The organism is Pseudoroseomonas sp. WGS1072, assembly GCF_049340465.1.
In the GTDB taxonomy this organism is placed as follows: domain Bacteria; phylum Pseudomonadota; class Alphaproteobacteria; order Acetobacterales; family Acetobacteraceae; genus Pseudoroseomonas.
The window spans coordinates 1,693,862-1,715,791 of sequence record NZ_JBMPSU010000001.1 but is presented as its reverse complement, the minus strand read 5'-3'; the positions used below and the strand labels follow the sequence as shown (position 1 = coordinate 1,715,791).

Here is a 21,930-nt window from a genome sequence, read left to right as displayed (position 1 = left end):
CCGGCCGTCAGCGGACCACGCGGGTCGTGCCGTCAGGCAGATGTTCCAGCACCAGGCCACCGCCATTGAAGGCACCGTTCCCGACGCCGGGCTGCGACGGCAGCGTGACGCCGGCCAGCGGATCGCTCGGCGTGGTGGACCTGCCGCCGCTCATGTCCCCACCGCTGCCTGCCATTCCGCCGCTGCTGCCCATCGGGGCGGCCGAGCCCATGGGACGATGGCCATGCATCGGCCGGCCCTGCATGCCTTGCTGCCCGGTCTGGGGATACTGCGCGGCCGGCGTCGAGGCCGAGGAACCCGTGATCGGGCCGGCCCCGGTGTTGTAGCTCTGGGCCTGGGCGAAGGAGGCGCCCGCCGTCATCGCGGCGGCGAGCAGGGTGAGGCGGGTGATCCGGAAAGTCATGCGGCGTTCCTCCACTGTGTCGAGAAACCCTGACGGGTTCCGATGGACGCCTAACGCCGCGTGGTCCGGCCGGTTTCGCCCCTTCAGGAGGCGTGGGGGCGCCTCCGGAACGGCACCCCCGATGCCTTTCAGAGAGCGCCGCCCTTGCGGCCGGCCATGGCGCCGAGGCGCAGGCGCAGCGCGTTGAGCTTGATGAAGCCCTGGGCGTCGAACTGGTCGTAGGCGCCCTGGTCGTCCTCGAAGGTCACGTGCTTCATGGAGTAGAGGCTGTTCGGGGACTGGCGGCCCGTCACGATGGTGTTGCCCTTGTACAGCTTCAGGCGGACGGTGCCGCTGACGCTCCTCTGGCTTTCATCGACCATCGCCTGGATCATCCGGCGCTCCGGCGCGAACCAGAAGCCGTTGTAGATCAGCTCCGCGTACTTCGGCATCAGGCTGTCCTTGAGGTGGGCGACCTCACGATCCAGAGTGATGCTCTCGATGGCGCGGTGGGCGGCGTGGAGGATGGTGCCGCCGGGGGTCTCGTAGCAGCCGCGGGACTTCATGCCGACGAAGCGGTTCTCCACGAGGTCCAGCCGGCCGATGCCGTTGGCCTTGCCGAGGGCGTTCAGCCTGGTCAGCAGCGTGGCGGGGGAGAGGCGCTCGCCATTGATGGCCACCGCGTCGCCGCGCTCGAACTCGATGGTGATCTCGGTCGCGACGTCGGGCGCGTCCTCGGGGCGGATGGTGCGCTGCCAGACGATTTCCGGGGGCTTGTCCCACGGCTCCTCCAGGATCTTGCCCTCGGAGCTGCTGTGCAGGAGGTTGGCGTCGACGCTGAAGGGGGCCTCGCCGCGCTTGTCCTTGGCGATGGGGATCTGGTTCGCCTCGGCGAATTCCAGCAGGCGGGTGCGGCTGGTGAGGTCCCATTCGCGCCAGGGGGCGATGACCTTCACGTCCGGCTTCAGGGAGTAGTAGCCGATCTCGAAGCGGACCTGGTCGTTGCCCTTGCCGGTGGCGCCGTGGCTCACGGCGTCGGCGCCGACCTGCTCGGCGATCTCGATCTGGCGCTTGGCGATCAGGGGGCGGGCGATGCTGGTGCCCAGCAGGTAGCAGCCCTCGTACAGCGCGTTGGCGCGGAACATGGGGAAGACGAAGTCCCGCGTGAATTCTTCGCGCAGGTCGTCGATGAAGATGTTCTCTTCCTTGATGCCGAGCATCAGGGCCTTGTCCCGGGCCGGGCCGAGTTCCTCGCCCTGGCCGAGATCGGCGGTGAAGGTCACCACCTCACACTGATAGGTGGTCTGCAGCCACTTCAGGATGACGGAAGTGTCCAGCCCGCCGGAATAGGCGAGCACCACCTTTTTCACGTCCTTGACCGCCATTGCGTGGGTCCCTTTTTCCGAACGAGCGAAGTCCCGGGGGTTTGCCGCAGCGGCGCGGCGCGGGCAAGGCGGTCATGGCCAGCCGAGGCGGACGGAGCGCGGGATGGAGCGCCGCCCGGCGGCATCGCGCAGCAGGCGGGCCAGGGCGCGCAGCATCTCGCGGGTGGGGCGCGGGCCGAGCGGCCAGGCGAGCAGGGTTTCGGACAAAAGCGGATCGGGCAGCAGCCAGGGCGGGCCATTCAGCGCCGAACGCAGGCCGAGGCGGCGGATGAGCAGGAGGAGCGGCAGGCCCCCGAGGCGCGCGGCGCGGCGGCAGGCGCGGCAGATGCTGTATTCGATGGCGCGCAGCGGGTGGGTGGGGGACGCGGCGGCGAGGGTTTTCAGCAGGCGGTGCCAGAAGCCGGCATGGGTGAGGCGGCGGAAGAAGCGGGCGACGGTGTCGGGGCGGCCGTGCTGTGGCGCGAGGTCCTTCCACGCGGCGCCGCGGGCGTGGGCGAGGTGGAAGATGGCATCGAGCCGGGCGCGAAGGTCCGGCGTGCGGCGGCCCTGGGGCGCGAGGGGCGGGAGGTGGGGGCGGAGGGCGGCCCGGGCGGCGTCGGAGAGCGGGGTCCAGGGGGTTGGGGTGGTGAGGCGGGGCATGGGGGGGCCGCTCCGGAGGTGGGGAGTGGTGGAGGGTAGTAGGAATTTAGTCCTTTTGTCAAGGCAGAGACGTTCTACACTGATGCACCGTCTCTTCAATTACCGGAGATTGTAAGCTGCGTGAAGCATAGGGTGTATGCGGATTTTTGAAACTAGCGAAATAACTGAGGGAGCGATTAATGGCTGGTCTGCTTGCGCCCAGAGGAAGCGGTCCTGTGCCGTAAGCTTGATTCCGATAGCGCCAGTCCGATAAAGCGCTGCTAAGATTTCTTCAAGAACATCTTCCGGGCTTTTTTTCTGGTTATCGAGATAAGCAGAGCAGATATCATGAATAGGGTCAAAACCCTGACGTGTAGAACCAACGATATTTAAGCTAAAATCATCGATCTTATCTAATAGCTCAAGCGCATCGAGGTTCGGCCTCCTCTTAGAAACTTCTAGAGAAAGCATCATTTCCAGCGTTGGGAATGCGCTCCTCCATTCTTGTATAAGAGCATCCCTCCGCTTGCGTGCAAATTCCATTTCTGCTTTCCGCAAAGCAGTAACTGAGATAGTGCTATGTCCATCAGCGGCATCAATAGCTTCGTTAACGAACGAAATCATATCGCGAGGACGCATCATTGTTCGTTCGAGCATCCAGTCAAATGTATTCTTTCCACTTATATTATTAGGAAACAGATCATCAAACCCTATCGATTCACTAGTGTACTGCCGTTTCAGCAGGTTATTTAGCCTTGTTTCAACCAGACGACGCATATCTCCTTTCGACCAGACCAACCTCACCATCGCATCTTCAAACTTTTCTCTTTGGAAAGTAATGTCAGCCGTCTCTTGAACAACTCGCTCCAGAACATCCGATCTAAGAGCAACTAGTATTTTGAGGTTCGGGATTTTTCGAAATGACCTAAGAGATTCCAGGAGTGCTTTGATGAGTCTGAAACGGATGCCATCATCAACCCACTTCTCATCTAGCTTATCGACCATTATGTAGAAGGTCTTCATGCCATCCCCGTCAGGCACGGACAATAAATCAATAACAGAATGAAGATCTGTGAGCAGATCAGCGCTAATTATCTTGCGTGTTCTTGCAACAATTTCACTTTTCTTTTCACGACTCATTCTTCGATCATATTGACCTCCTGCTTTGAATTTATCAATCTCTCCGCCAACTTCTATTCTAAGCTTTTTCTCAACTGATTCTGTCATTTCCTTAATATTTTGGTCCATTGTAATCCAAAATTTACCCTGCCACGTCCTTAGATACTCGATCGCCTTGTTTTTCCGCTGGTCTCGCGAAAATCTGTCAATAATTCTACTAAAGATCCCAACAGATTTTTCTGAGTTCTCCACACCCCATCGAAGACGAATGAATTCAAGGCAGAGAACATGCTTCCAAAGTACTTGAAATAGGAGATCAAGATCGGCACCAATCGCCTGCAAAAAACGTAATGCGTCAGAATTAGAAACGTAGCTCATTGACATTTCGAAAGGGTCTACGACTGAAGTGTGCTCTCCTTCATTTTCAAGATAGCGAAGGATGGCTGTCTTCCCAGCCCCAGTTCGTCCGGCAATGACCATCGCAGGGGAACTTGGCCTGCGGCAAGTATCGACAGCTGGGTAACTGATAAAACATTCAAACAGAAAATCGTCGTCAGTTTCAGCGTTTCCTGATCCGATCCCGCTTCCGCGTCTTAAAATTACCGGATTACTCGACCCACTTCGCTGAATCATGTTCACCTCTAATATGAGGATACCGATAGAGACAGCGCCATCAAGATGATTCTTACTGACGCAACAGGTTCTCTAGTAAATAGGGTCAAGTACATATCTGTTCTCTGCTAACCCATCACATCGCTGCACATGGATCGATGCAGGTCCAGGAGGCTCAGCCTCCTGGCGGATGGGGGTTCCGGGGGAAGGCAGAGCCTTCACCCGAGGCGGCGGGCCGCACCAGCAGCGTCATGCCTTCCACCGCCACCACCTCCACGGCCGTTCCGGCCGCAGCCTCCCCTGCCCCGCGTGAGGGCCAGTCGGAATCGCCCACGCGGACGCGGCCGTTCTCCAGCAGGATGCCGGTTCGGCCGATGAGGCCGGAGCCCGGGGTGTTCAGCGCGCCGCCCCGGCAAACCGGACGGAAGACGCACAGGCCGAGGACACCCCCCTCCCCGTTGACCCACCCCCGCCCCCTGTGGCACGCGGGCGTCATGTCCCAGTTCCAGGCCGCCCAGATCCCGGTCACGCCCTTCCAGCAGAACTGCACCCTGATCTGGGATGCGGAGAGCGGGCGCGGGGTGGTGGTCGATCCGGGCGGGGATGTGCCGCGCATCCTGGCGGGGCTGGACCGGGCGGGCTTCACGGTGGAGCGCATCCTGCTCACCCATGGCCATCTGGATCATGCCGGGGGCGCCGCCGCGTTAAAGCGCGCGCTGGAGGCGCGGCAGGGCGGGCCGGTGCCGATCGAGGGGCCGGACCGGCGCGACGGCTTCCTGCTGGAGGGGCTGGCCGAGCAGGGCGCGCGCTTCGGCATCACGGATCTGGAGAGCGTCACGCCGGACCGCTGGCTGGCCGAGGGCGAGACGGTGTCCATCGCCGGGCAGGATTTCGCGGTGCTGCACTGCCCCGGCCACACGCCGGGCCATGTCGTCTTCGTCTCCACCGCGCTCGGGGTGGCGGTGGTGGGGGATGTGATCTTCCGCGGTTCGGTCGGGCGGACGGACTTCCCCTATGGCGACGGCGCGGCGCTGATCGCCGCGATCGAGCGGAAGCTGCTGCCGCTCGGGGACGAGATCCGCTTCCTCTGCGGCCACGGGCCGGGCTCCAGCTTCGGCGAGGAGCGCCGCTCCAACCCCTTCCTGGGCGGCCGGGGCTGAGCCGCCGGGGCTGAGGCGCCGGGGCTGAGGCGCGGATCGGGGGCTCAGCCGGGCTCCTGCACCAGGCGGAACAGGGTTCCATCCGGATCGACCAGGGCGCCCACCGTGCCGCCCCAGGCCTCCCGCCGGGGGCGGTGCGCGCGCGGCCAGCCGGTGTCGGCCTCCGGCACGCCGGCGGCGCACGCGGCCTGAAAGAAGGCCTCGGCGTCCTGCAGCCGGAGGCAGCAGCCGAAGCCGCTGCGGGCCGGGTCGAGCTCGGGCTGGAGGAAGAATTCGAGAACAAGGCCGCCGCGCCGCAGGATCATCCAGCCCGCGTCGCGCCAGGTTTCCCGGAAGCCGAGGCGCGCGAAGAATCGCGCGGTCGCCGTGAAATCGCGCGAGGGGAGGTTGGGCGTGGCCATCTCGGTCAAGGCAGGGTCTCCGCTCCGGCCGGCGCAGGGTCGGCCGGGCGGCCCAGGGGCGTCAAGGCGGGAAGCGGCAGGACGGGGCGATGTCCTCAGGCCGGCACCAGCCCATGCCGCAGCATGATCTCCCTCACCCGCGCGGGATCGGGCCTGTCCGGCCCGGCCACGGCCGCCGCCATCTCCTCGAAATAGGCGCGGCCGATGGAGCCCGGCGTCAGGAGCACCAGAGCGCGGGCGATCTCCTCGTGGCGGTTCTCGTGGTGGTGGACAGCGCCGCGCGGGATGAAGGCGACATCGCCGACGCGGATCTCGCGGGGGATGCCGTCCACCGTCACGGTCAGGATGCCGGCGAGGCCATAGACCGCCTCGTCCACCGCCGCGTGGTGATGCGGCGCGGGGACGCGGGCCTCGGGCGGCACGGTGAATTCGAAGAGGATCATCTCGCCCGCGCCGTGGTGCTCATCGACCAGGAAGCGCAGGTCCAGCGCGCCGATCCGCACGGTCACCGGCTCCATCGAGGTTTCCATTCCCGGCCTCCCTTCGTAAAGTCTCTTTACGGAAATTCGTAAAGAGACTTTACAATGACGTCAAGCGAGAAGGGGGCGGAGGGGCCGCCCTTCGTGGGCGCGCTGGCCCGGTTGTGCTTCCAGAAGGCGCGGCGGCGGGTGGAGGCGACCATCCGCGCCGCCGGCGGCACGGACGTGCACGAGACGCATCTGGCCGTCTTCTCCTATCCGCTGCCGGACGGGGCGCGGCCTTCGGAGCTGGCGCGGCGGCTCAACATGTCCCGGCAGGCGGCGCACCATGCCATCGCGCAGCTGGTGCGCCAGGGCTATCTGGAGCGGCGGGGGGCGCGGGGGTTGATCCACCTGACGCCGAAGGGCCGGCATATCGCGGAGGCGATCTGGGCCAGCATGCGGGGGTTCCAGGCGGAGTGGGCGGCGCGGATCGGGGCCGAGCGGTTCGGCGTGTTCCTGGAGGTGCTGCGGGAGCTGGCCCTGGCGCCGGAGGAGGGCGCATGAGGAAAGCCGGGCCTTCCGGCCCGGCTTTCGTTCCGCCTCAGGCGGCGATGCGGCCGGCCTGGGGATCGAGGCGGTAGCCGCCGCCCTCGGTCAGCAGCAGGGCGGCATTGGCCGGGTCGGGCTCGATCTTCTGCCGCAGGCGGTAGATGTGCGTCTCCAGCGTGTGCGTGGTGACGGCGGCGTTGTAGCCCCAGACCTCGTTCAGCAGCACCTGCCGCCCCACCGGCCGGCCGCCGGCGCGGTAGAGGAACTTCAGGATCGCGGCCTCCTTCTCGGTCAGCCGGATCTTGCGGCCCTTCAGCGGCTCCAGCAGGAGCTTGGCGGAGGGGCGGAAGGTGTAGGGCCCGATGACGAAGACCGCGTCCTCGGAATTGTCGAAGACCCGGAGCTGGGCGCGGAGCCGTGCCAGCAGTTCCGCGATGCGGAAGGGCTTCGCGATGTAGTCGTTGGCGCCGGCATCGAGCCCGCGCACGATATCCTGCTCGGCGTCGGCGCCGGTCAGCATGATGATGGGGATCTTGATCCCGTCCTGCCGCAACCGGGCGCAGAGTTCGCGCCCGTCGCCGTCCGGCAGGCCGATGTCCAGCAGCACGGCATCGCAACGCGAGTCGGGCGACATCAGGTGCCCGGAGGCCTCCGAGGCTGTCGCCGCCTCGACGGGCGCGAATTCGCCGTCCAGTGCCAGTTGTTCGGACAACGTCGCCCGCAGGGCGTCATCGTCGTCCACGATGAGGATCGGCCTCGGGCCGGTCATGCGCTCTCCCGAATTCGCCAGTAGGCGGGCCCGGGGGCCCGCGGATGCTTCCGGGGCAAGCGATTCGCTCCCGGAAGCCACCAAGCGGCCATCGTGGCCTCAGCCGCGCCCGGGGGCAAGCCCTGGCATGCGACAAGAAAATTGGGATTCCCCGCCCCGGCGTCCCAATCTAGAGGCTGGTCAACGCCGCACCGCCCCCAACATTCCCGCCAAGGCGGCGGTTGCCGGCTTCGGGACGGACGAGGAAACGAGGACAGGCACGGGCATGACAGGCAGGCAAGGCATGGCGATGCGGGGCGGGCACGATGCCGAAATCGGGCCCCTCGTGCCGGACGCCGCGGCCCTGGCGCTGCGGGCGGTGCATCGCGCCGTGAGCGAGCTGCGCCGCGGCACGCCGGTGCTGCTGGTCCCCTCCGGGCCGGGGGGCGCGGGACCAGGGGGCGGCGAGCGGCCGCTGCTGGTGGCCGCAGCCGAGACGGTGGGCGCGCGGGGCCTGGCCGAGATCGCCGCCGCCGGGCTGCCGCCGCCGGTGCTGCTGCTCTCTCCCGCACGGGCGGCGGTGGTGCTGCAGCGGCCGGTGCTGGCGGAGGAGCCCCCGGCGGACCTGTCGGCGGGTCCTTCCCCCGAGCGGCGCATGGAGGAGGGGGTGGCCGCCCTGCGCCTGCCGGACGGGTTGCTGGACCCGGCCTCGTTGCGGCGGCTGGCCGACCCGGTGGCCGAGCAGTTGCTGCCGGAGCGGCCGGAGCAGGTGTCGCCCCCGGGGCTGGCGGCCGCCGGCCTGGCGCTGGCCAAGCTGGGCCGCCTGCTGCCGGCCCTGGTGGCGGCTCCTCTCGGCCTGGCGGGCGGCACGGGGTTGGCGGCGGCGGAGCGGCTCGGCCTGCTCAGCGTGCCGGCCGGGGATGTGCTCGCCTATCCGGGCCGGGTGGCGGCGAGCCTGACGCGGGTGGCGGAGGCGCGGGTGCCGCTGGAGGAGGCGCGGGACGCGCGGATCGTGGCCTTCCGCGCCGCCGATGGCGGGATCGAGCATCTGGCCATCCTGATCGGCGCGCCGGAGGCCTTGCCCGCCGGCGGGCCGGCGCCCCTGGTGCGGGCGCATTCCGAATGCTTCACCGGGGATCTGCTGGGCAGCCTGCGCTGCGATTGCGGGCCGCAGCTGCGCGGCGCCATCGCCCGCATGGCGCAGGAGGGGGCGGGGGTGCTGCTCTACCTGGCGCAGGAGGGGCGCGGCATCGGGCTGGTCAACAAGCTGCGCGCCTATACCCTGCAGGACCAGGGGCTGGACACGCTGGATGCCAACCGGGCGCTGGGCTACGGCGCCGACGAGCGGGGGTTCCTGGTGGCCGCCACCATGCTGCGCGCGCTCGGGCTGGAGCGCATCCGGCTGCTGACCAACAACCCGGACAAGGTGGCGGGGCTGGCCGCCTGCGGCATCGCGGTCGAGGGCCGGGTGGCGCATGAATTCGCCGCCAATGGCGTGAACGACCGCTATCTCGAGACCAAGGCCGAGCGGTTCGGCCATCTGCTGGGGCTGAAGTGACATGTCGGCCGCCCTGACCGCGCGGGTTCATCCCGAGGGCCGCCTCGCCTGCCGCGGCGCCGTCTGGCGCTGCGCCCTCGGCAAGGGCGGCATCCACCCGGCGCGCGAGAAGCGCGAGGGGGATGGCGCCACCCCCGCCGGCTTCCTGCCGCTGCGCCGGGTGCTCTATCGCGCCGACCGGCTGCGGGCGCCGGACTGCGCCGTGCCGGTGGAGCCGATCGCGCCCGCGGATGGCTGGTGCGACGATGTGGCGCACCCCGCCTACAACACCCGCATCCGCCTGCCGCACGAGGCGCGGCACGAGGTGCTCTGGCGGCAGGATCCGGTCTACGACATCATCGGCATCCTGGGCTGGAACGACGCGCCGGTGGAGCGCGGCCGGGGCAGCGCCATCTTCCTGCACCTGGCGCGGCCGGGCTACCCGCCGACGGAGGGCTGCATCGCCCTGGCCGAGCCGGACCTGCGCGCCCTCCTGGCCATGGGGGTGGCGGGCATCGAGGTGCCAGGTTTCGAGGGAACGGGCTGAGCCGGCATGCCTGAGCTGCCCGAGGTCGAGACCGTGATGCGCGGCCTCTCCGGCCTGCTGCTCGGCCGGCGCATCGTCTTCGCCGCGACGCACCGCGCCGGCATGCGCTGGCCCTTCCCGCCGGGCCTCGCCGCGCGGCTGACCGGCGCGCGCGTGGAGAGCTTCCGACGGCGCGGCAAGTACATCCTGATGCGGCTCTCGGGCGGCGATTCGGCGCTGATCCATCTCGGCATGTCGGGGCGGATGGTGGCCCGGCCGGTGGGCGCCAACACCCCGCCCGCCGCGCATGAGCACCTGCTGCTCCGCACGGAGGGGGATGGGCCGGGGGACGGGCAGGAGATCGGCTTCGTCGATCCGCGCCGCTTCGGCAGCGTCGACCTGGTGCCGACGGCGGCGGAGGAGGGCCACAGGCTGCTGGCCGGGATGGGGCCGGAGCCGCTGGCGCCCGACTTCACCCCCGGCGTGCTGGGCGCGGCCCTCGCCGGCAGGCGGACGCCCATCAAGGCGGCGCTGCTCGACCAGCGGGTGGTGGCCGGGCTCGGCAACATCTATGTCGCCGAGGCGCTGTTCCGCGCCGGCCTCTCGCCGCGCCGGCTGGCGCAGACCATCCCCGGCGCCCGCGCCGCGCGGCTGGTGCCGGCGATCAGGGCCGTGCTGACCGAGGCGATCGAGGCCGGCGGCTCCAGCCTGCGCGACTATGTGCAGGCGGATGGCGAGCTGGGCCGTTTCCAGGACCGCTTCCAGGTCTATGACCGCGAGGGCGCCCCCTGCCCGCTCTGCCCCGGCCCGCCGGCTTGCGCGGGCGTCTCGCGCATCGTGCAATCGGGGCGCAGCAGCTTCTTCTGCGCCCGCACCCAACGCTGAGAGGAAACCCGCCATGGCCGAGATGATCCAGACCGAGACGAGAGGCCGCGCCGGCCTGATCCGCCTGAACCGCCCCGCCGCGCTGAACGCCCTGTGCGACCAGCTCATGCGCGAGCTGGCCGCGGCGCTGCGCGATCTCGACGCCGATCCGGCCATCGCCGCCATCATCCTCACCGGCAACGAGAAGGCCTTCGCCGCCGGGGCCGACATCAAGGAGATGCAGGAGCGCCGCTTCCCCGACACCTACCTGCATGACTTCATCGGCGAGAGCTGGGAGGCGGTGCTGACGGTGAGGAAGCCCGTCATCGCCGCCGTCTCCGGCTTCGCGCTCGGCGGCGGCTGCGAACTGGCGATGATGTGCGACCTGATCCTCGCCGCCGACACCGCCCGCTTCGGCCAGCCCGAGATCAACCTCGGCATCATCCCCGGCGCCGGCGGCAGCCAGCGGCTGACGCGGGCCATCGGCAAGTCCAAGGCCATGGAGATGGTGCTGACGGGCCGCATGATGACCGCGGAGGAGGCCGAGCGGGCCGGGCTGGTGGCGCGGGTGGTGCCGGCGGCGGAGCTGCTGGCCGAGGCGGAGAAGATCGCGGAGAAGATCGGCACCCTCTCCGCCCCCGCCGTCGCCATGGCCAAGGAGGCGGTGAACGCCGCCTTCGAGCTGCCGCTGCGCGAAGGGGTGCGGCTGGAGCGCCGCCTGTTCCTCGGCCTGTTCGGCACCGAGGGGCAGAAGGAGGGCATGGCGGCCTTCGTGGAGAAGCGGAAGCCGGCGTTCCGCTAGGCCGGATCAAGGGCGGGGGGGGAAGTCAATTCCTCCCCCTTCCGCCCGGCCCGGTGTCATGCGGCGCGGCGGGCGCGCCTCACAGCAGCGTCCCGCTCAGCACCAGCGCGGCGACGCTGAAGTAGATGACGAGTCCCGTCACATCGACCAGCGTGGCGACGAAGGGCGCCGAGGCGCTGGCCGGATCGAAGCCCAGCCGCTTCAGGCCGAAGGGCAGCAGCGATCCCGCCATCGAGCCGAAGAGCACGATGCCGAGCAGGCCGAGCCCCACCGTCAGCGCCACCAGCGCCCAGTGCGGACCGTAATCGTAGAAGCCGAGCTGCTGCCAGGCGACGATCCGCGCCATCCCCAGCAGGCCGAGGATGCCGCCCAGCGTCAGCCCCGTCGGCACCTCGCGCAGCGCCACCCGCCACCAGTCGCCGAGCCGGACCTGCCCCAGCGCCAGCGCCCGGATCAGCAGCGAGGTCGCCTGGCTGCCGGAATTGCCGCCCGAGCTCATGATCAGCGGGATGAAGAGCGTCAGCACGATGGCCTTCTCCAGCTCGTGCTCGAAATGCTGCATGGCGCTCGCCGTCAGCATCTCGCCCAGGAAGAACACGCAGAGCCAGCCGGCGCGCTTGCGGATCATCTCCAGGAAGCCGATGCGCAGATAGGGCTTGCCCAGGCTCTCGCGGTCCAGCGCCTCCATGCCGCCGAAGCGCTGCGCCGCCGCGCTGTCATCCTCCATGATGGCGTCGATCACGTCATCGACCGTGACGATGCCGAGCACCTGCCGCGCCGCGTCCACCACCGGCACCGCCAGCAGATCGTGCCGCGCGAAGAGCCGCGCGATGTCGTCGCGCGGCGTGCCGGCCGCCACCGTGACCGGCGCGCGGTCCGGCACCAGCTCGATGGCGCGCTGCTCCGGCCGGCCGGTGATCAGGCGCCGCAGCGGCACCGTGCGCAGCAGCGCGCCGCTGCGCGGATCGAGCAGGTAGAGGGCGTAGATGGTCTCGCGCGTGCGCTCCACCTCGCGGATGTGGCGCAGCGCCTCCTCCACCGTGGCGGTGGCCGGCAGGCTGACGAACTCGGTCGTCATCAGGCTGCCGGCGCTGCCCTCGGGATAGGCCAGCAGGCGGCGCAGCGTGCCGGCCGGCTCGGGCTCCAGCGGCGCCAGCAGCCGCGCGCGCTCGCCCGGCCGCACCTCGCGCAGCAGGTCGGCGGCGCGATCGGCCGACATGTCGGTGAGCAGGGGCGCGCGCAGCGGCTCCGGCAGGGCGAGCAGCAGCCGGCCGGCGCGGTGCAGCTCGGGCCGGTCGAAGGCCTCGACGCGGCGCTCGGGCGGGGCGAGGCGCAGCAGCTCGGCCGCCGTCTCGGCCGGCAGCGCGTTCAGTTCCTCGACGGCATCGGCGACATGGCCGCGCGTGACGCGGTCGAGGGCCGCCGCCGCCTGCGCCCCATAGGGGTGGGAGAGGGTTTGCAGCATGGCTCACCTTTACGGTCCGCGAGACGGGCGGCACCGCGGCGAGCCGGAGGGGGCTCAGGACGCGGCGGCCGTCCGGGGCGCGGACAATCGACTGGGACTGTCGCTGGGACTGTCGCTCGGCATGGTCCGGTTTGTTCCTGATGCGCGCCGTGCCGGAGCTTCCCCCGCGCCGCGGCGCTGGCGGGCCAATGGACCCGCGCAGCGGTGGCGTCAAGCGGCTTTCGGGGATGGGAGGGCGCGGGCGGACCGTGCCGATCCCGCGCGCCGGGGGGCCGGGAATCTGCTATCGCGGAGCGCCGCCAGACAGGGACCACGCCATGCCCCTCTGGCCAAGCCCGGGCTCCGCGCCGAAGGCGTCCTCCGGGTTGGCCGGGCGGTGTGACCGGCTCGCCGGCGATCCCGCTCCGGTGGCGGGCACCGAGATCGACCCGTGTCCATCACCCCCAGGACGCGGATCAGCCGGCCATTCAGGGCGAGGCCGTGGCGTCCGCCGCGGGAACCGGGCCGGGCACCCCCCGAAGGGACCGCCGGAGGGGCCGCCGGGGGGGGGCCGCCGGCCCCTCCCCGCCCTTCGCCTCAGGCCGCCACCGGCTGCTGCGGCCCGTAGATCTCCGGCAGCAGGCCGATATCGTGCGGCACCAGCCCTTCCGGGTGGATCACGCGGCTCTCGAAGCGGCCATCCGCGTGCAGCGCGTGCTCGACATAGCCCGGCGTCTTGTCGCCGATGCGGCGCTGCCAGGTGTCGCCCACCAGGAAGGCCACGGCCGGCGCCCAGATCTGCCGGATGCCCTCCGACACGCCGCGGTCGCGCGCCTGGTGCACATGGCCGGAGGCGACGAAGGCCACCGGGTGCCGCGCCAGCAATTCGAGCATGCGGCGGCGCGGCGCCGGCAGCACCGGCCAGTAGGTCAGCGCCGTCTCGTCCATCCGCTCCTCGCAGAGCGGCTTGTGCTGGAAGAGCGCGATGGACCGCCCCCCGGCGGTCGCCAGCGCCGCCTCCAGGACATCGAACTGCGCCGCCGCCTCGGGCAGGTCGGTGGCCATGATCAGCGTGTCGAGGCCGATCAGCCGCCAGCCCGGCACGTCGCGCAGGAAGCGGTCGGGGCCGAAGGCCTCGCGCCAATGGGCCAGCCGGGTGGCGTCGGCCGCCGTGGCGCCGCCGAGCGCCGGGTCGTTGCCGACATCATGGTTGCCCGGCACGGCCAGCCAGTCGAGGCCGAGCCCGTCCATCCGCCCGCGCGCGTAGCGCAGATCCTCGGGCCCCGTCTCGCCATGCGCCGAGACATCGCCGGTGTGGATGACGAGGTCAGGCCGGGTGGCGCGCAGATGCGCCGCCAGCACCTCGAAATTGACGCTGAACTCCGGATGCGCGGCGGAGAGATGGGTGTCGCTGATCTGGGCGATGCGGAAGGCCATGGCTCAGGACCTCCGCGGCAGCAGGCGGCGCACCTCGGCGGCCATGTCCTGCTGCACCTGCTCGGGCGTCGCGCGCTGCTCGACGATGCGGGCCAGGTTGTCCACCATGGTCTGCGTCACGCGCACGCTGTTGCTGCCGGGGAAGGCGTACCAGGGGATCGAGATGGGGAGCTGGCGCACCGCCGGGGTGAAGAGCGGGTTCTCGCGGTAGAAGGCGCCGAGGTGCTGCGGGTCGTCGATGGCGATCTGGTTGCAGGGCAGGTAGCCGGTGTTGCGCACCATCAGCGCCTGGCCCTCCGGACCGGTCGAGAAGCGCAGGAACTTCCAGGCCGCCTCGCGCTTCGCCGGGTCCTTGGCGGTCAGCATGCCGGCGGCGCCGCCGGTCGGCAGGCGGCCCTTCTGCGGGTCGATCACCGGCATCCCGGTGGTGCGCAGCGTGAAGTTCTCGCCGATGCTGGCCAGCGTGCCGCGCACCAGGGCGGTGGTCTGGAACAGCATGCCGACCTTGCCGGCGGCGAAGGCCTGGCGCGCGGCGGGGGCGGTCATGTTCGCCATGCCGCCCTCCTTCACCATGCGGTCGAGCAGGCGCAGCGCGCCGAGCCCCTCGGGCCCCGCGAAGCCGACATCGCGCTCGTCCTCGGTCAGCATGCGGCCGCCATGGCCGAAGAGCAGCGCCGAATACATCCAGTCGTCGCCGCTCCAGGTGAACCACATGCCCTCGGTGCCGCCGCCCAGCCGGTCGATCCGGCCGGCCAGCTCCAGCACGCCGTTCCAGTCCTGCGGGAAGTTGTCCGGGTCGCCCCCGGCGCGCTTCACCAGCTCGGCGTTGTAATAGGTGATGGGGTTGGAGGCGGCGTAGGCGAGGCCGGCCTGCATGCCGCCGAAATGCGCCAGCGCCAGCAGGTTCGGCGTGTAGCCGGCCCCGGCCGGGTCGCCGTCGCGGGCGAGCAGCGGCGCCAGATCCTGGGCGATGCCCCGCTCGGCGAAGATGCGCAGCCGGTTGAAGCCCTGGTAGGAGAGGTCGGGGAGCTGGCTGGTCGCGGCCTGGCGCAGCAGCAGCTGCGCGCCCTCCTCGTAGTTCGGCGTGGTGATGAAGTTCACCTTGATGCCCGGCTCGCGCTTCGCGAACTCGGCCAGGATGGCGTCGTAGCTCTCCTTGTAGATGAAGGGCTGCGCGTAATGCACCGTGATCTCGGCCTGGCCCTGGGCGCGCGACAGGCGGGGGGCGGCGAGCGGCGCCAGGGCGGCGGGAAGCGCCAGGGCGGCGCGGCGGGAGAGGATCGGCATGACGGTGGCTCCGGTTGCGCGGAAGAAGGGGGTCAGCCCTTGAGGCCGGTGGTGGCGATGCCCTCGACGAAGCGGCGTTGCGCCAGCAGGAAGGCGGCGACGAGGGGTGCGGTCATGATCACGGCGGCGGCCATCAGCGCGCCGAAATCGTCGTCGCCCTCGGTGGTGCGGAAGAACAGCACGCCGAGGGCGGGCGTCGCGTGCTCGGCCGTGCTGACGACGATCAGCGGCCAGAACAGGTCGTTCCAGTGCGCGACGACGGAGAAGATCGCGAAGGCGGTGGCGGCGGGCCAGGCATTGGGCAGCACGACGTGCCAGACGATCGCCATCTCGCCCATGCCGTCGAGCCGCGCGGCGTGGATCAGGTCGTCCGGCAGCGACTTGAAGAACTGGCGGAACAGGAAGATGGCGAAGACCGAGATGGTCGAGGGCGCGATCAGCGCCGTGTAGGTGTCGAGCAGGCCGAGGCTGCTGAAGCCCAGATAGAGCGGCAGGGCGGGCACGTGCGGCGGCACCAGCAGGCCGAGCATGACGGCGCCGAAGACCAGCTCACGGCCGCGGAAGTTCAGCTTGGCCAGCGCGTAGCCGGCGGGGATGGCGAAGAGCAGCTGGAAGACCAGGATGCCGCCGCAGACGATGACGCCGTTCCAGAGGTACTGCGCGACGGGCAGCAGGGAGAAGACGCGGCCGTAGTTCTGCGCCGCCGCCAGCCGCTCGGGCAGCAGGGCGAGGCTGGCGCGGAAGATCTCGTCCGCCGGCTTCAGGCTGGCCGAGACCATCCAGATATAGGGCATCAGCAGCAGCAGGCCGAGCAGCGTCAGCACGGCGAGGCGCGGCAGGTCGCGCCAAAGGGACATGTCGTGGGGGGCTTCGCGCTCAGCCATAATGCACCCGCTTGTCGAGGACCCGCGTCTGAAGCCACATCAGCGCCAACACGATGGCCAGGAAGACCAGGGTGATGGCGGCCGAGTAGCCGAGGCGGAAATAGGTGAAGCCCTCCTGGTACATGGTGTGCAGCAGCACCTCGGAGGCGCGGTCGGGGCCGCCCTGGGTCAGCACCTTCACCGTGTCGAAGACGCGCACGGCGCGGATCATGGTGATGGTCAGCACGAAGAGCGTGGTCGGCCCCAGCATCGGCCAGGTGACGAGGCGGAAGCGCGACCAGGCCGAGCAGGCGCCATCCACCTCGGCGGCGGCGTAGAGGTCGCGCGGGATGGCGGTCAGCCCGGCCAGGAAGAGCACCAGGTTGAAGCCGAGATTCTCCCAGATGCCGATGCCGGCGAGCGCCCACATCACCGTGCCCGAGGAGGAGAGCCAGGCCGGCCCCTCCACCCCCACCTGCCGCAGCACCGCGTTGAGCGGGCCGATGGTCGGGTGCAGCAGGTATTGCCAGGCCGAGGCCATGGCGACGGTGAGCGAGACCACGGGCAGGAAGAAGACGGCGCGGAAGAAGGTGCGGCCGCGCGTGCCGCCCTCGATCAGCAAGGCGAGGCCGAGGGCGCCGAGGATCGAGCCCGGCGTCACCACCGCGACATAGAAGAGGGTGTTGCGGAAGGCCTGGAGGAAGCCGCGGTCGGTCATCAGCTCGGCGAAGTTGCCGAGGCCGATCCAGGCGAAGCCGTCCATCCCCAGCTCGTAGTCGGTGAAGGCGAGCGCCACGGCGGCCAGCGTCGGCAGCAGCAGCAGGACCCAGTAGGCCAGCACCGCCGGCAGGCTGAGCATCCAGGCGGTCAGCGTCTCGCCGGCCCGCCAGCGCGGGCGGGGCGGGGCCAGGCCGGGGGAAAGGCCCGGGGAAAGGCGCGGGGGGAGAACGGCGTCAGACAAGGGCCGGCTCCGGCACCACGGCGATGTCGCGCAGCCGCTTGCCGCGGGCGTCGAACAGCAGGGCCCGGGCCGGGTCGAAGCCCAGCCGCACCGGGCTGCCGGGCGGCAGGTCGGGCACGTAGCTGGGCGGCAGGCGGCAGACCAGCGGCGTGCCGCCGGCCAGGCGGGCGTGCAGCAGCAGGCTCTCGCCCAGGAACTCCAGCCCCGCCGCCTCGGCCGGCAGGCCCCCGGTCTCGGAGAGGTAGAGGTCCTCGGGCCGCACGGCGAGCGTCACCGGCGCCGGCCCCGCCGCGGCGCCGCAGAGGCGCAGCCCGCTCGGATAGCCGCCGAGCCGGACCAGGCCGTGGCTGTCCGCCACGCCCTCCAGCGTGTTGATGCGCGGCGAGCCGATGAAGCAGGCGACGCGCAGGTCCTCGGGGTCGGCGTAGATGGCGCGCGGGCCGGCGACCTGCAGGATCTCGCCCCCCTGCATGACGGCGACCCGGTCGGCCATGGTCAGGGCCTCGGTCTGGTCGTGCGTCACATAGAGGGTGGCGGCGCCGACGCGGCGGTGGATCTCGACGATCTCGCGCCGGGTGTGCACGCGCAGCGCGGCGTCCAGGTTGGACAGCGGCTCGTCCATCAGGAAGGCGGCGGGGTGGCGGACGATGGCGCGGGCCAGCGCCACGCGCTGCCGCTGGCCGCCGGAAAGCTGACCGGGGCGGCGGTCCAGCAGGCTGCCGAGGCCGAGCGCCAGCGCGGCGCTGCCGACCTCCTCGTGGATGGCGCGCCGGGCGGCGCGGCTGCCCGGCCACCAGCGGCCGAGCAGCGGCAGGCGCTGCGGGGCGCTCAGCCGCCGCATGGCCAGCGGCACGGCGATGTTCTCCTCCACCGTCAGGTGCGGGTAGAGGGCATAGGACTGGAAGACCATGGCGACGTCGCGGTCGGCCGGGCGCAGCGCGGTGACGTCGCGGCCCTGGATCAGGATGCGGCCGGCATCGGGGCGGTCGATGCCGGCGATCAGCCGCATCAGGGTGGATTTGCCGCAGCCGGAGGGGCCGAGCAGGGCGACGAACTCGCCCGCCGCCACCTCGAGCGAGACCCCTTTCAACACCGCCGTGCCGCCATAGCGGCGCGCCACGCCTTCGATCCGGATGCCAGACACCTCACGCCCCTTTGCTCGCGTCGGGGGGCGCTCTATCCAAGCGGGATGACAGGGGCGTTCCGCTTCCGTGAAGCTTGCGTTGCAACGCAGCGACTCGGGCCGGGCAGCCTCACGGACCCGGGAGGGGCCGGGGGTATGCCCGGAAGGCTGCCCGGGGATGCCCTGGGGATATCCTGGGGATCATTGACTCCCGGCCGCCGCGAGGGCTAGAAACCGCGCCTTCCCGCGCCGGTCCCGGGCTCCGCCCAGGGGCCGCGCGTTCCTGAGACACAGACGACTGGTTCAAGAATCGCCATGGCGAATACGGCTTCCGCGCGCAAGCGCATCCGGCAGACGGCCACTCGCAACGAGCGCAACCGCGCCCGTCGCTCCCGCGTCGGCACCTTCCTGACCAAGGTCGAGAAGGCCATCGCCGGCGGCGACAAGTCCGCCGCGCAGGCGGCCTTCAAGGACGCGCAGCCCGAGCTGCAGCGCGCCGGCACCAAGGGCGTGATGCACGCCAACACCATCGCCCGCAAGCTGTCCCGCCTCTCGGCGCGGATCAAGGCCCTGGCCACCGCCCAGGCCTGAGCCGGGCTCATGGCATGACGGCGGCTTGACCGCCGTGGTCCGTGTTCTCGCTAAGAACCCGTTGCGCGGCCCGCGCGACGGGGGATAGCCTTCCGAGAACAATCCGCCGGACCGTTATTTCTGAATACATTCTGGCGTAGCCGTTCGTCCTTGGCGATGGGGTTCAATACTTGAATCCCGATGCATCAGGACGGATCGGTGATGTGCGTCCTTATTCCGGCGCACGTAATTGACTTGTCTGTGTCATGGTTCCCTGCTCCCGTGGCGGGAGCCTCGCGGAAGCGCTGCCCGGCCTTCCGCTCCGCCCCGCGAGGGGCCTCGATCAGCTTGGCCTCGGGCCGAAAGGTGGCAGGTGCTTCGTATGGAGAATGAGCTCGGCACTCCTTCCTCCGCCGCGCCGGATCAGGTCAGGGAAGCGCCCGCGGCGGAAGCCTGGGCCCGCATCCGCGGCCGCCTGCGCGAGGAAGTGGGCGAGGTGGAGTACCGGAGCTGGCTGCGGCAGATGACGCTCTCGGCGATCGAGGGCGAGGAGGCCGTGATCCAGCTGCCCACGCGCTTCCTGCGCGACTGGGTGCGCAACCATTACGGAGACCGCCTGCGCGCCCTCTGGAGCGCCGAGAGCCTGGGCGTGCGCCGCGTCGATATCCGCGTGGCGCCCGATTCCCGCCCCCCGGCTTCCGAGGAAGCCACGGCCGCCACGGGACTCGCCGGCGCCGCGCCGGTGGCGCGGGCGCATCAGGGCGCGCTCGCCCTGGCCGAGCCCCTCTCCTCCCTGCCGCGCGCCGAGGCTCAGGCCTCCGCCCCCGCCTCCCAGCGGGCCGAGTCGCGCGGCAATGACTGGGCCGCGCCGCTCGACCCGCGCTTCACCTTCGACAGCTTCGTCGTCGGCAAGCCGAACGAGTTCGCCCATGCCTGCGCCCGCCGGGTGGCGGAGAAGCCGGCAAGCCCGGGCTTCAACCCGCTGTTCCTGTATGGCGGCGTCGGCCTCGGCAAGACGCATCTGATGCATGCCATCGCCTGGGCGATCAGCTTCGGCGGGCAGCGCAACGTCGCCTACATGTCGGCCGAGAAGTTCATGTACCGCTTCATTGCCGCACTTCGCTCGCAGAGCACGATGGAGTTCAAGGAAAGCCTGCGCTCGGTCGACGTGCTGATGATCGACGACCTGCAATTCCTGATCGGCAAGGACAACACGCAGGAGGAGTTCTTCCACACCTTCAACGCGCTGGTGGATGCCGGCAAGCAGATCGTGGTCTCGGCCGACAAGTCGCCCTCCGACCTGTCGGGGCTGGAGGACCGGCTGCGAACGCGCCTGGGCTGCGGCATGGTGGCCGATATCCACGCCACCACCTATGAGCTGCGCATCTCCATCCTGCAGGCCAAGGCGGCCGGCGCGGAGGTGGACGTGCCGGCCCGGGTGCTGGAGTTCCTGGCGCACAAGATCACCTCCAACGTCCGCGAGCTGGAAGGCGCGCTGAACCGGCTGATCGCGCATGCCAACCTGTTCGGCCGCCCCGTCACGCTGGAATCGGCGCAGGAGGTGCTGCACGACATCCTGCGCGCGCATGACCGGCGGGTGACGATCGAGGAGATCCAGCGCAAGGTCGCCGAACACTACAACATCCGCCTGACCGACATGTCCTCCGCCCGCCGCGCGCGCAACGTGGCGCGGCCGCGCCAGGTGGCGATGTACCTGGCGAAGCAGCTCACCTCCCGCTCGCTGCCCGAGATCGGCCGCCGCTTCGGCAACCGCGATCACACGACGGTGATGCACGCCGTCTCCCGCGTGGCCGAGCTCATGCAGGCCGACAGCACCTTCGCCGAGGATGTCGAGCTGCTGCGGCGCATGCTGGAGACCTGAGGGCCCGCCCTCCGCGCGCCGGAGGGCGGTTCCCGAGACCCCATCGGGCCCCTCCGGCCCGGCGGCCGGCTAAGGCTCCGCCGCCTCCCCCTCCGCCCGGGCCCGGCGCCGGTAGCGCGGCACCTCGTCCCCGATCCGCTCCGCCCGGCCGCTTTCCACCAGGCGGTTGAGGTGCGCCAGGGTCTCGCCCACGGCGAAGCCGATCTGCCGATCCTCCGTCACGCGCGGGAAGAGGATGCGCGCGGCCTCGAAGGTGGTCAGTGGCGCCGCGAGGCCGGCCGCCAGGGTCTCCAGCCGCTCGGCGTGGTGCGCCGCCAGGGCGTCGATGCGGGCATGGAGGCCGGTGAAGGGCTCGCCGTGCGAGGGCAGCACCAGCGTCTCCGCCGGCAGGGCGCGCAGGCGCTCGTTGGAGGCCAGGAAATCCTCCAGCGGGTCGGCCAGCGGCTCGGCCGCGCCGACGCCGACATAGGGGGTGATGCGCGGCAGGATCTGGTCGGCCGAGATCAGCACGCCGAGCTCGGGGCAGTGCAGCGCCGCCATCTCCGGCGCATGGCCGCCGCCGGTGTGGACATGCCAGGCCCGGCCGCCGATCGTCAGCACGTCGCCCTGGGCGATGCGCCGGTAGCAGCGCGGCAGGGCGGTGACGGCGCGGGCATAGAGCGGCCCGCGTCCGGCGAGGAAGTCGAGATGCGCGGGCGGGCAGCCGGCGGCGGCGGCGAAGGCGAGCTGCCGCGCCGTCATGCCCTCGTCCGTGTCGAGGCTGAGGAAGCGCGCCATCAGGTACTCGGTGCGCGGCATCAGCAGCGGCACGTCATGCCGCTCGCAGAGCCAGCCGGCGAAGCCCACATGATCGGGATGGAAGTGCGTCACCAGCAGCCGCGTCAGTGGCCGGCCCGCCAGCCCCTCGTCCAGGATCCGGGTCCAGAGCGGCACGGAGTCCTCCGTGCGCGCCCCCGCATCCACCGCCAGCACGCCCTCGCCATCGTCGATCAGCCAGAGATTAACGTGCCGCGGCGGGAAGGGCAGCGGCATGCGGGCCCAGGCCAGGCCGGGCAGGATCCGCCGCAGCTCGCCGGGGCCCGGTGGGACGGGAGTTGGCTCCAGGGCCGGTTCCAGGGGCGGCATTCCGTGGTCTGGCGTGACGATCATCGGACGGCTTTCCTCTTTTTCCGGCGGCCATCCTCGACCCGGATAGCGAA

23 protein-coding genes are annotated in these 21,930 nt (G+C 70.1%); 8 read left to right on the top strand and 15 right to left on the bottom strand.

Features of this window, described 5'->3' with window-relative positions:
• Positions 1 to 7 precede the first annotated feature (7 nt).
• The 5 genes from ACF3NH_RS08155 to ACF3NH_RS08135 form a co-directional block, all read right to left on the bottom strand.
• Positions 8 to 403 carry a hypothetical protein gene (locus tag ACF3NH_RS08155; protein ID WP_422922483.1) on the bottom strand — a complete coding sequence of 132 codons (396 nt, stop codon included), beginning with the start codon at positions 401 to 403 and terminating at the stop codon, positions 8 to 10.
• A 128-nt stretch (positions 404 to 531) separates the two neighbouring features.
• Entirely contained in the window at positions 532 to 1,767 is a 1,236-nt protein-coding gene (locus ACF3NH_RS08150) for an argininosuccinate synthase (protein WP_422922482.1), read from the bottom strand.
• Positions 1,768 to 1,839: 72 nt separating this feature from the next.
• Positions 1,840 to 2,406, bottom strand: a complete 567-nt coding sequence (locus ACF3NH_RS08145; protein ID WP_422922481.1) for a transposase — start codon at positions 2,404 to 2,406, stop codon at positions 1,840 to 1,842.
• Between the two features lie 99 nt (positions 2,407 to 2,505).
• On the bottom strand, positions 2,506 to 4,137 hold the full coding sequence (locus ACF3NH_RS08140; protein ID WP_422924741.1) for a P-loop ATPase, Sll1717 family: 1,632 nt from the start codon (positions 4,135 to 4,137) through the stop codon (positions 2,506 to 2,508).
• Positions 4,138 to 4,291: 154 nt separating this feature from the next.
• Entirely contained in the window at positions 4,292 to 4,612 is a 321-nt protein-coding gene (locus ACF3NH_RS08135; RefSeq protein ID WP_422922480.1) for an NfeD family protein, read from the bottom strand.
• On the opposite strand from ACF3NH_RS08135, the gene ACF3NH_RS08130 reads away from it, so the two are divergent.
• Positions 4,611 to 5,276 carry an MBL fold metallo-hydrolase gene (locus ACF3NH_RS08130; RefSeq protein ID WP_198365155.1) on the top strand — a complete coding sequence of 222 codons (666 nt, stop codon included), beginning with the start codon at positions 4,611 to 4,613 and terminating at the stop codon, positions 5,274 to 5,276. The genes ACF3NH_RS08135 and ACF3NH_RS08130 overlap by 2 nt on opposite strands.
• A gap of 44 nt (positions 5,277 to 5,320) precedes the next feature.
• Here the strand turns inward: ACF3NH_RS08130 and ACF3NH_RS08125 are convergent, their stop codons facing one another.
• Both ACF3NH_RS08125 and ACF3NH_RS08120 read right to left on the bottom strand, forming a co-directional pair.
• A complete protein-coding gene (locus tag ACF3NH_RS08125; protein WP_422922479.1) occupies positions 5,321 to 5,686 on the bottom strand; it encodes a bleomycin resistance protein in 366 nt (121 codons plus the stop codon).
• An 86-nt stretch (positions 5,687 to 5,772) separates the two neighbouring features.
• Positions 5,773 to 6,207, bottom strand: coding sequence for a cupin domain-containing protein (locus tag ACF3NH_RS08120; RefSeq protein ID WP_422922478.1), 435 nt, complete (start codon positions 6,205 to 6,207; stop codon positions 5,773 to 5,775).
• Positions 6,208 to 6,261: 54 nt separating this feature from the next.
• Between ACF3NH_RS08120 and ACF3NH_RS08115 the strand changes: the two genes are divergently transcribed.
• Positions 6,262 to 6,702, top strand: a complete 441-nt coding sequence (locus tag ACF3NH_RS08115) for a MarR family winged helix-turn-helix transcriptional regulator (RefSeq protein WP_422922477.1) — start codon at positions 6,262 to 6,264, stop codon at positions 6,700 to 6,702.
• A gap of 37 nt (positions 6,703 to 6,739) precedes the next feature.
• Here ACF3NH_RS08115 and ACF3NH_RS08110 read toward each other — a convergent pair whose 3' ends face one another.
• Positions 6,740 to 7,456, bottom strand: a complete 717-nt coding sequence (locus ACF3NH_RS08110) for a response regulator transcription factor (protein WP_198365151.1) — start codon at positions 7,454 to 7,456, stop codon at positions 6,740 to 6,742.
• Between the two features lie 265 nt (positions 7,457 to 7,721).
• On the opposite strand from ACF3NH_RS08110, the gene ribA reads away from it, so the two are divergent.
• Genes ribA through ACF3NH_RS08090 form a run of 4 tightly spaced genes read left to right on the top strand, consistent with a single transcriptional unit; the run spans position 7,722 to position 11,164 of the window.
• Complete coding sequence (gene ribA, locus ACF3NH_RS08105) at positions 7,722 to 8,993, top strand: GTP cyclohydrolase II RibA (RefSeq protein WP_422922476.1); 1,272 nt, start codon at positions 7,722 to 7,724, stop codon at positions 8,991 to 8,993.
• A 1-nt stretch (position 8,994) separates the two neighbouring features.
• Complete coding sequence (locus ACF3NH_RS08100) at positions 8,995 to 9,519, top strand: L,D-transpeptidase family protein (protein ID WP_422922475.1); 525 nt, start codon at positions 8,995 to 8,997, stop codon at positions 9,517 to 9,519.
• Positions 9,520 to 9,525: 6 nt separating this feature from the next.
• Complete coding sequence (mutM, locus tag ACF3NH_RS08095) at positions 9,526 to 10,383, top strand: bifunctional DNA-formamidopyrimidine glycosylase/DNA-(apurinic or apyrimidinic site) lyase (protein ID WP_198365149.1); 858 nt, start codon at positions 9,526 to 9,528, stop codon at positions 10,381 to 10,383.
• A gap of 13 nt (positions 10,384 to 10,396) precedes the next feature.
• Positions 10,397 to 11,164: an enoyl-CoA hydratase gene (locus ACF3NH_RS08090; RefSeq protein ID WP_422922474.1), complete on the top strand. Its 768-nt coding sequence runs from the start codon at positions 10,397 to 10,399 to the stop codon at positions 11,162 to 11,164.
• 79 nt (positions 11,165 to 11,243) lie between these two features.
• Here ACF3NH_RS08090 and mgtE read toward each other — a convergent pair whose 3' ends face one another.
• The 6 genes from mgtE to ACF3NH_RS08060 all read right to left on the bottom strand — a co-directional run bounded on the left by mgtE (position 11,244) and on the right by ACF3NH_RS08060 (position 18,300).
• Positions 11,244 to 12,629 carry a magnesium transporter gene (gene mgtE / locus ACF3NH_RS08085; protein WP_422922473.1) on the bottom strand — a complete coding sequence of 462 codons (1,386 nt, stop codon included), beginning with the start codon at positions 12,627 to 12,629 and terminating at the stop codon, positions 11,244 to 11,246.
• Between the two features lie 576 nt (positions 12,630 to 13,205).
• Complete coding sequence (locus ACF3NH_RS08080) at positions 13,206 to 14,045, bottom strand: metallophosphoesterase family protein (protein ID WP_422922472.1); 840 nt, start codon at positions 14,043 to 14,045, stop codon at positions 13,206 to 13,208.
• Positions 14,046 to 14,048: 3 nt separating this feature from the next.
• Entirely contained in the window at positions 14,049 to 15,332 is a 1,284-nt protein-coding gene (locus ACF3NH_RS08075) for an ABC transporter substrate-binding protein (RefSeq protein WP_422922471.1), read from the bottom strand.
• Between the two features lie 32 nt (positions 15,333 to 15,364).
• Positions 15,365 to 16,189, bottom strand: a complete 825-nt coding sequence (locus ACF3NH_RS08070; protein ID WP_422922470.1) for a carbohydrate ABC transporter permease — start codon at positions 16,187 to 16,189, stop codon at positions 15,365 to 15,367.
• 19 nt (positions 16,190 to 16,208) lie between these two features.
• Positions 16,209 to 17,156: a carbohydrate ABC transporter permease gene (locus tag ACF3NH_RS08065; protein WP_422922469.1), complete on the bottom strand. Its 948-nt coding sequence runs from the start codon at positions 17,154 to 17,156 to the stop codon at positions 16,209 to 16,211.
• Positions 17,149 to 18,300, bottom strand: a complete 1,152-nt coding sequence (locus tag ACF3NH_RS08060; protein ID WP_198365143.1) for an ABC transporter ATP-binding protein — start codon at positions 18,298 to 18,300, stop codon at positions 17,149 to 17,151. Before ACF3NH_RS08060 ends, ACF3NH_RS08065 begins: the two co-directional genes overlap by 8 nt.
• Positions 18,301 to 18,594: 294 nt before the next feature.
• Here ACF3NH_RS08060 and rpsT point away from each other — a divergent pair, with 294 nt between their 5' ends.
• Together rpsT and dnaA are read left to right on the top strand one after the other, a co-directional pair.
• Positions 18,595 to 18,870 (top strand): 30S ribosomal protein S20, encoded by a 276-nt coding sequence (gene rpsT, locus ACF3NH_RS08055; protein WP_198365142.1) that lies wholly within the window; start codon positions 18,595 to 18,597, stop codon positions 18,868 to 18,870.
• A 361-nt stretch (positions 18,871 to 19,231) separates the two neighbouring features.
• Entirely contained in the window at positions 19,232 to 20,731 is a 1,500-nt protein-coding gene (gene dnaA / locus ACF3NH_RS08050; protein ID WP_422922468.1) for a chromosomal replication initiator protein DnaA, read from the top strand.
• Between the two features lie 69 nt (positions 20,732 to 20,800).
• Here dnaA and ACF3NH_RS08045 read toward each other — a convergent pair whose 3' ends face one another.
• Positions 20,801 to 21,880, bottom strand: a complete 1,080-nt coding sequence (locus ACF3NH_RS08045) for an MBL fold metallo-hydrolase (protein WP_422922467.1) — start codon at positions 21,878 to 21,880, stop codon at positions 20,801 to 20,803.
• Positions 21,881 to 21,930 lie beyond the last annotated feature (50 nt).

Excerpts from the sequence above, each read along its gene's own strand:
- ACF3NH_RS08155 (WP_422922483.1), bottom strand. The coding sequence starts at position 403 with ATGACTTTCCGGATCACCCGCCTCACCCTGCTCGCCGCCGCGATGACG.
- ACF3NH_RS08100 (WP_422922475.1), top strand. The coding sequence starts at position 8,995 with ATGTCGGCCGCCCTGACCGCGCGGGTTCATCCCGAGGGCCGCCTCGCC.
- ACF3NH_RS08075 (WP_422922471.1), bottom strand. The coding sequence starts at position 15,332 with ATGCCGATCCTCTCCCGCCGCGCCGCCCTGGCGCTTCCCGCCGCCCTG.
- ACF3NH_RS08115 (WP_422922477.1), top strand. The coding sequence starts at position 6,262 with ATGACGTCAAGCGAGAAGGGGGCGGAGGGGCCGCCCTTCGTGGGCGCG.
- ACF3NH_RS08070 (WP_422922470.1), bottom strand. The coding sequence starts at position 16,189 with ATGTCCCTTTGGCGCGACCTGCCGCGCCTCGCCGTGCTGACGCTGCTC.
- ACF3NH_RS08145 (WP_422922481.1), bottom strand. The coding sequence starts at position 2,406 with ATGCCCCGCCTCACCACCCCAACCCCCTGGACCCCGCTCTCCGACGCC.
- ACF3NH_RS08150 (WP_422922482.1), bottom strand. The coding sequence starts at position 1,767 with ATGGCGGTCAAGGACGTGAAAAAGGTGGTGCTCGCCTATTCCGGCGGG.
- ribA (WP_422922476.1), top strand. The coding sequence starts at position 7,722 with ATGACAGGCAGGCAAGGCATGGCGATGCGGGGCGGGCACGATGCCGAA.
- mgtE (WP_422922473.1), bottom strand. The coding sequence starts at position 12,629 with ATGCTGCAAACCCTCTCCCACCCCTATGGGGCGCAGGCGGCGGCGGCC.
- ACF3NH_RS08130 (WP_198365155.1), top strand. The coding sequence starts at position 4,611 with ATGTCCCAGTTCCAGGCCGCCCAGATCCCGGTCACGCCCTTCCAGCAG.
- ACF3NH_RS08140 (WP_422924741.1), bottom strand. The coding sequence starts at position 4,137 with ATGATTCAGCGAAGTGGGTCGAGTAATCCGGTAATTTTAAGACGCGGA.
- ACF3NH_RS08090 (WP_422922474.1), top strand. The coding sequence starts at position 10,397 with ATGGCCGAGATGATCCAGACCGAGACGAGAGGCCGCGCCGGCCTGATC.
- rpsT (WP_198365142.1), top strand. The coding sequence starts at position 18,595 with ATGGCGAATACGGCTTCCGCGCGCAAGCGCATCCGGCAGACGGCCACT.
- ACF3NH_RS08135 (WP_422922480.1), bottom strand. The coding sequence starts at position 4,612 with ATGACGCCCGCGTGCCACAGGGGGCGGGGGTGGGTCAACGGGGAGGGG.
- mutM (WP_198365149.1), top strand. The coding sequence starts at position 9,526 with ATGCCTGAGCTGCCCGAGGTCGAGACCGTGATGCGCGGCCTCTCCGGC.
- ACF3NH_RS08110 (WP_198365151.1), bottom strand. The coding sequence starts at position 7,456 with ATGACCGGCCCGAGGCCGATCCTCATCGTGGACGACGATGACGCCCTG.
- ACF3NH_RS08045 (WP_422922467.1), bottom strand. The coding sequence starts at position 21,880 with ATGATCGTCACGCCAGACCACGGAATGCCGCCCCTGGAACCGGCCCTG.
- ACF3NH_RS08120 (WP_422922478.1), bottom strand. The coding sequence starts at position 6,207 with ATGGAAACCTCGATGGAGCCGGTGACCGTGCGGATCGGCGCGCTGGAC.
- ACF3NH_RS08080 (WP_422922472.1), bottom strand. The coding sequence starts at position 14,045 with ATGGCCTTCCGCATCGCCCAGATCAGCGACACCCATCTCTCCGCCGCG.
- dnaA (WP_422922468.1), top strand. The coding sequence starts at position 19,232 with ATGGAGAATGAGCTCGGCACTCCTTCCTCCGCCGCGCCGGATCAGGTC.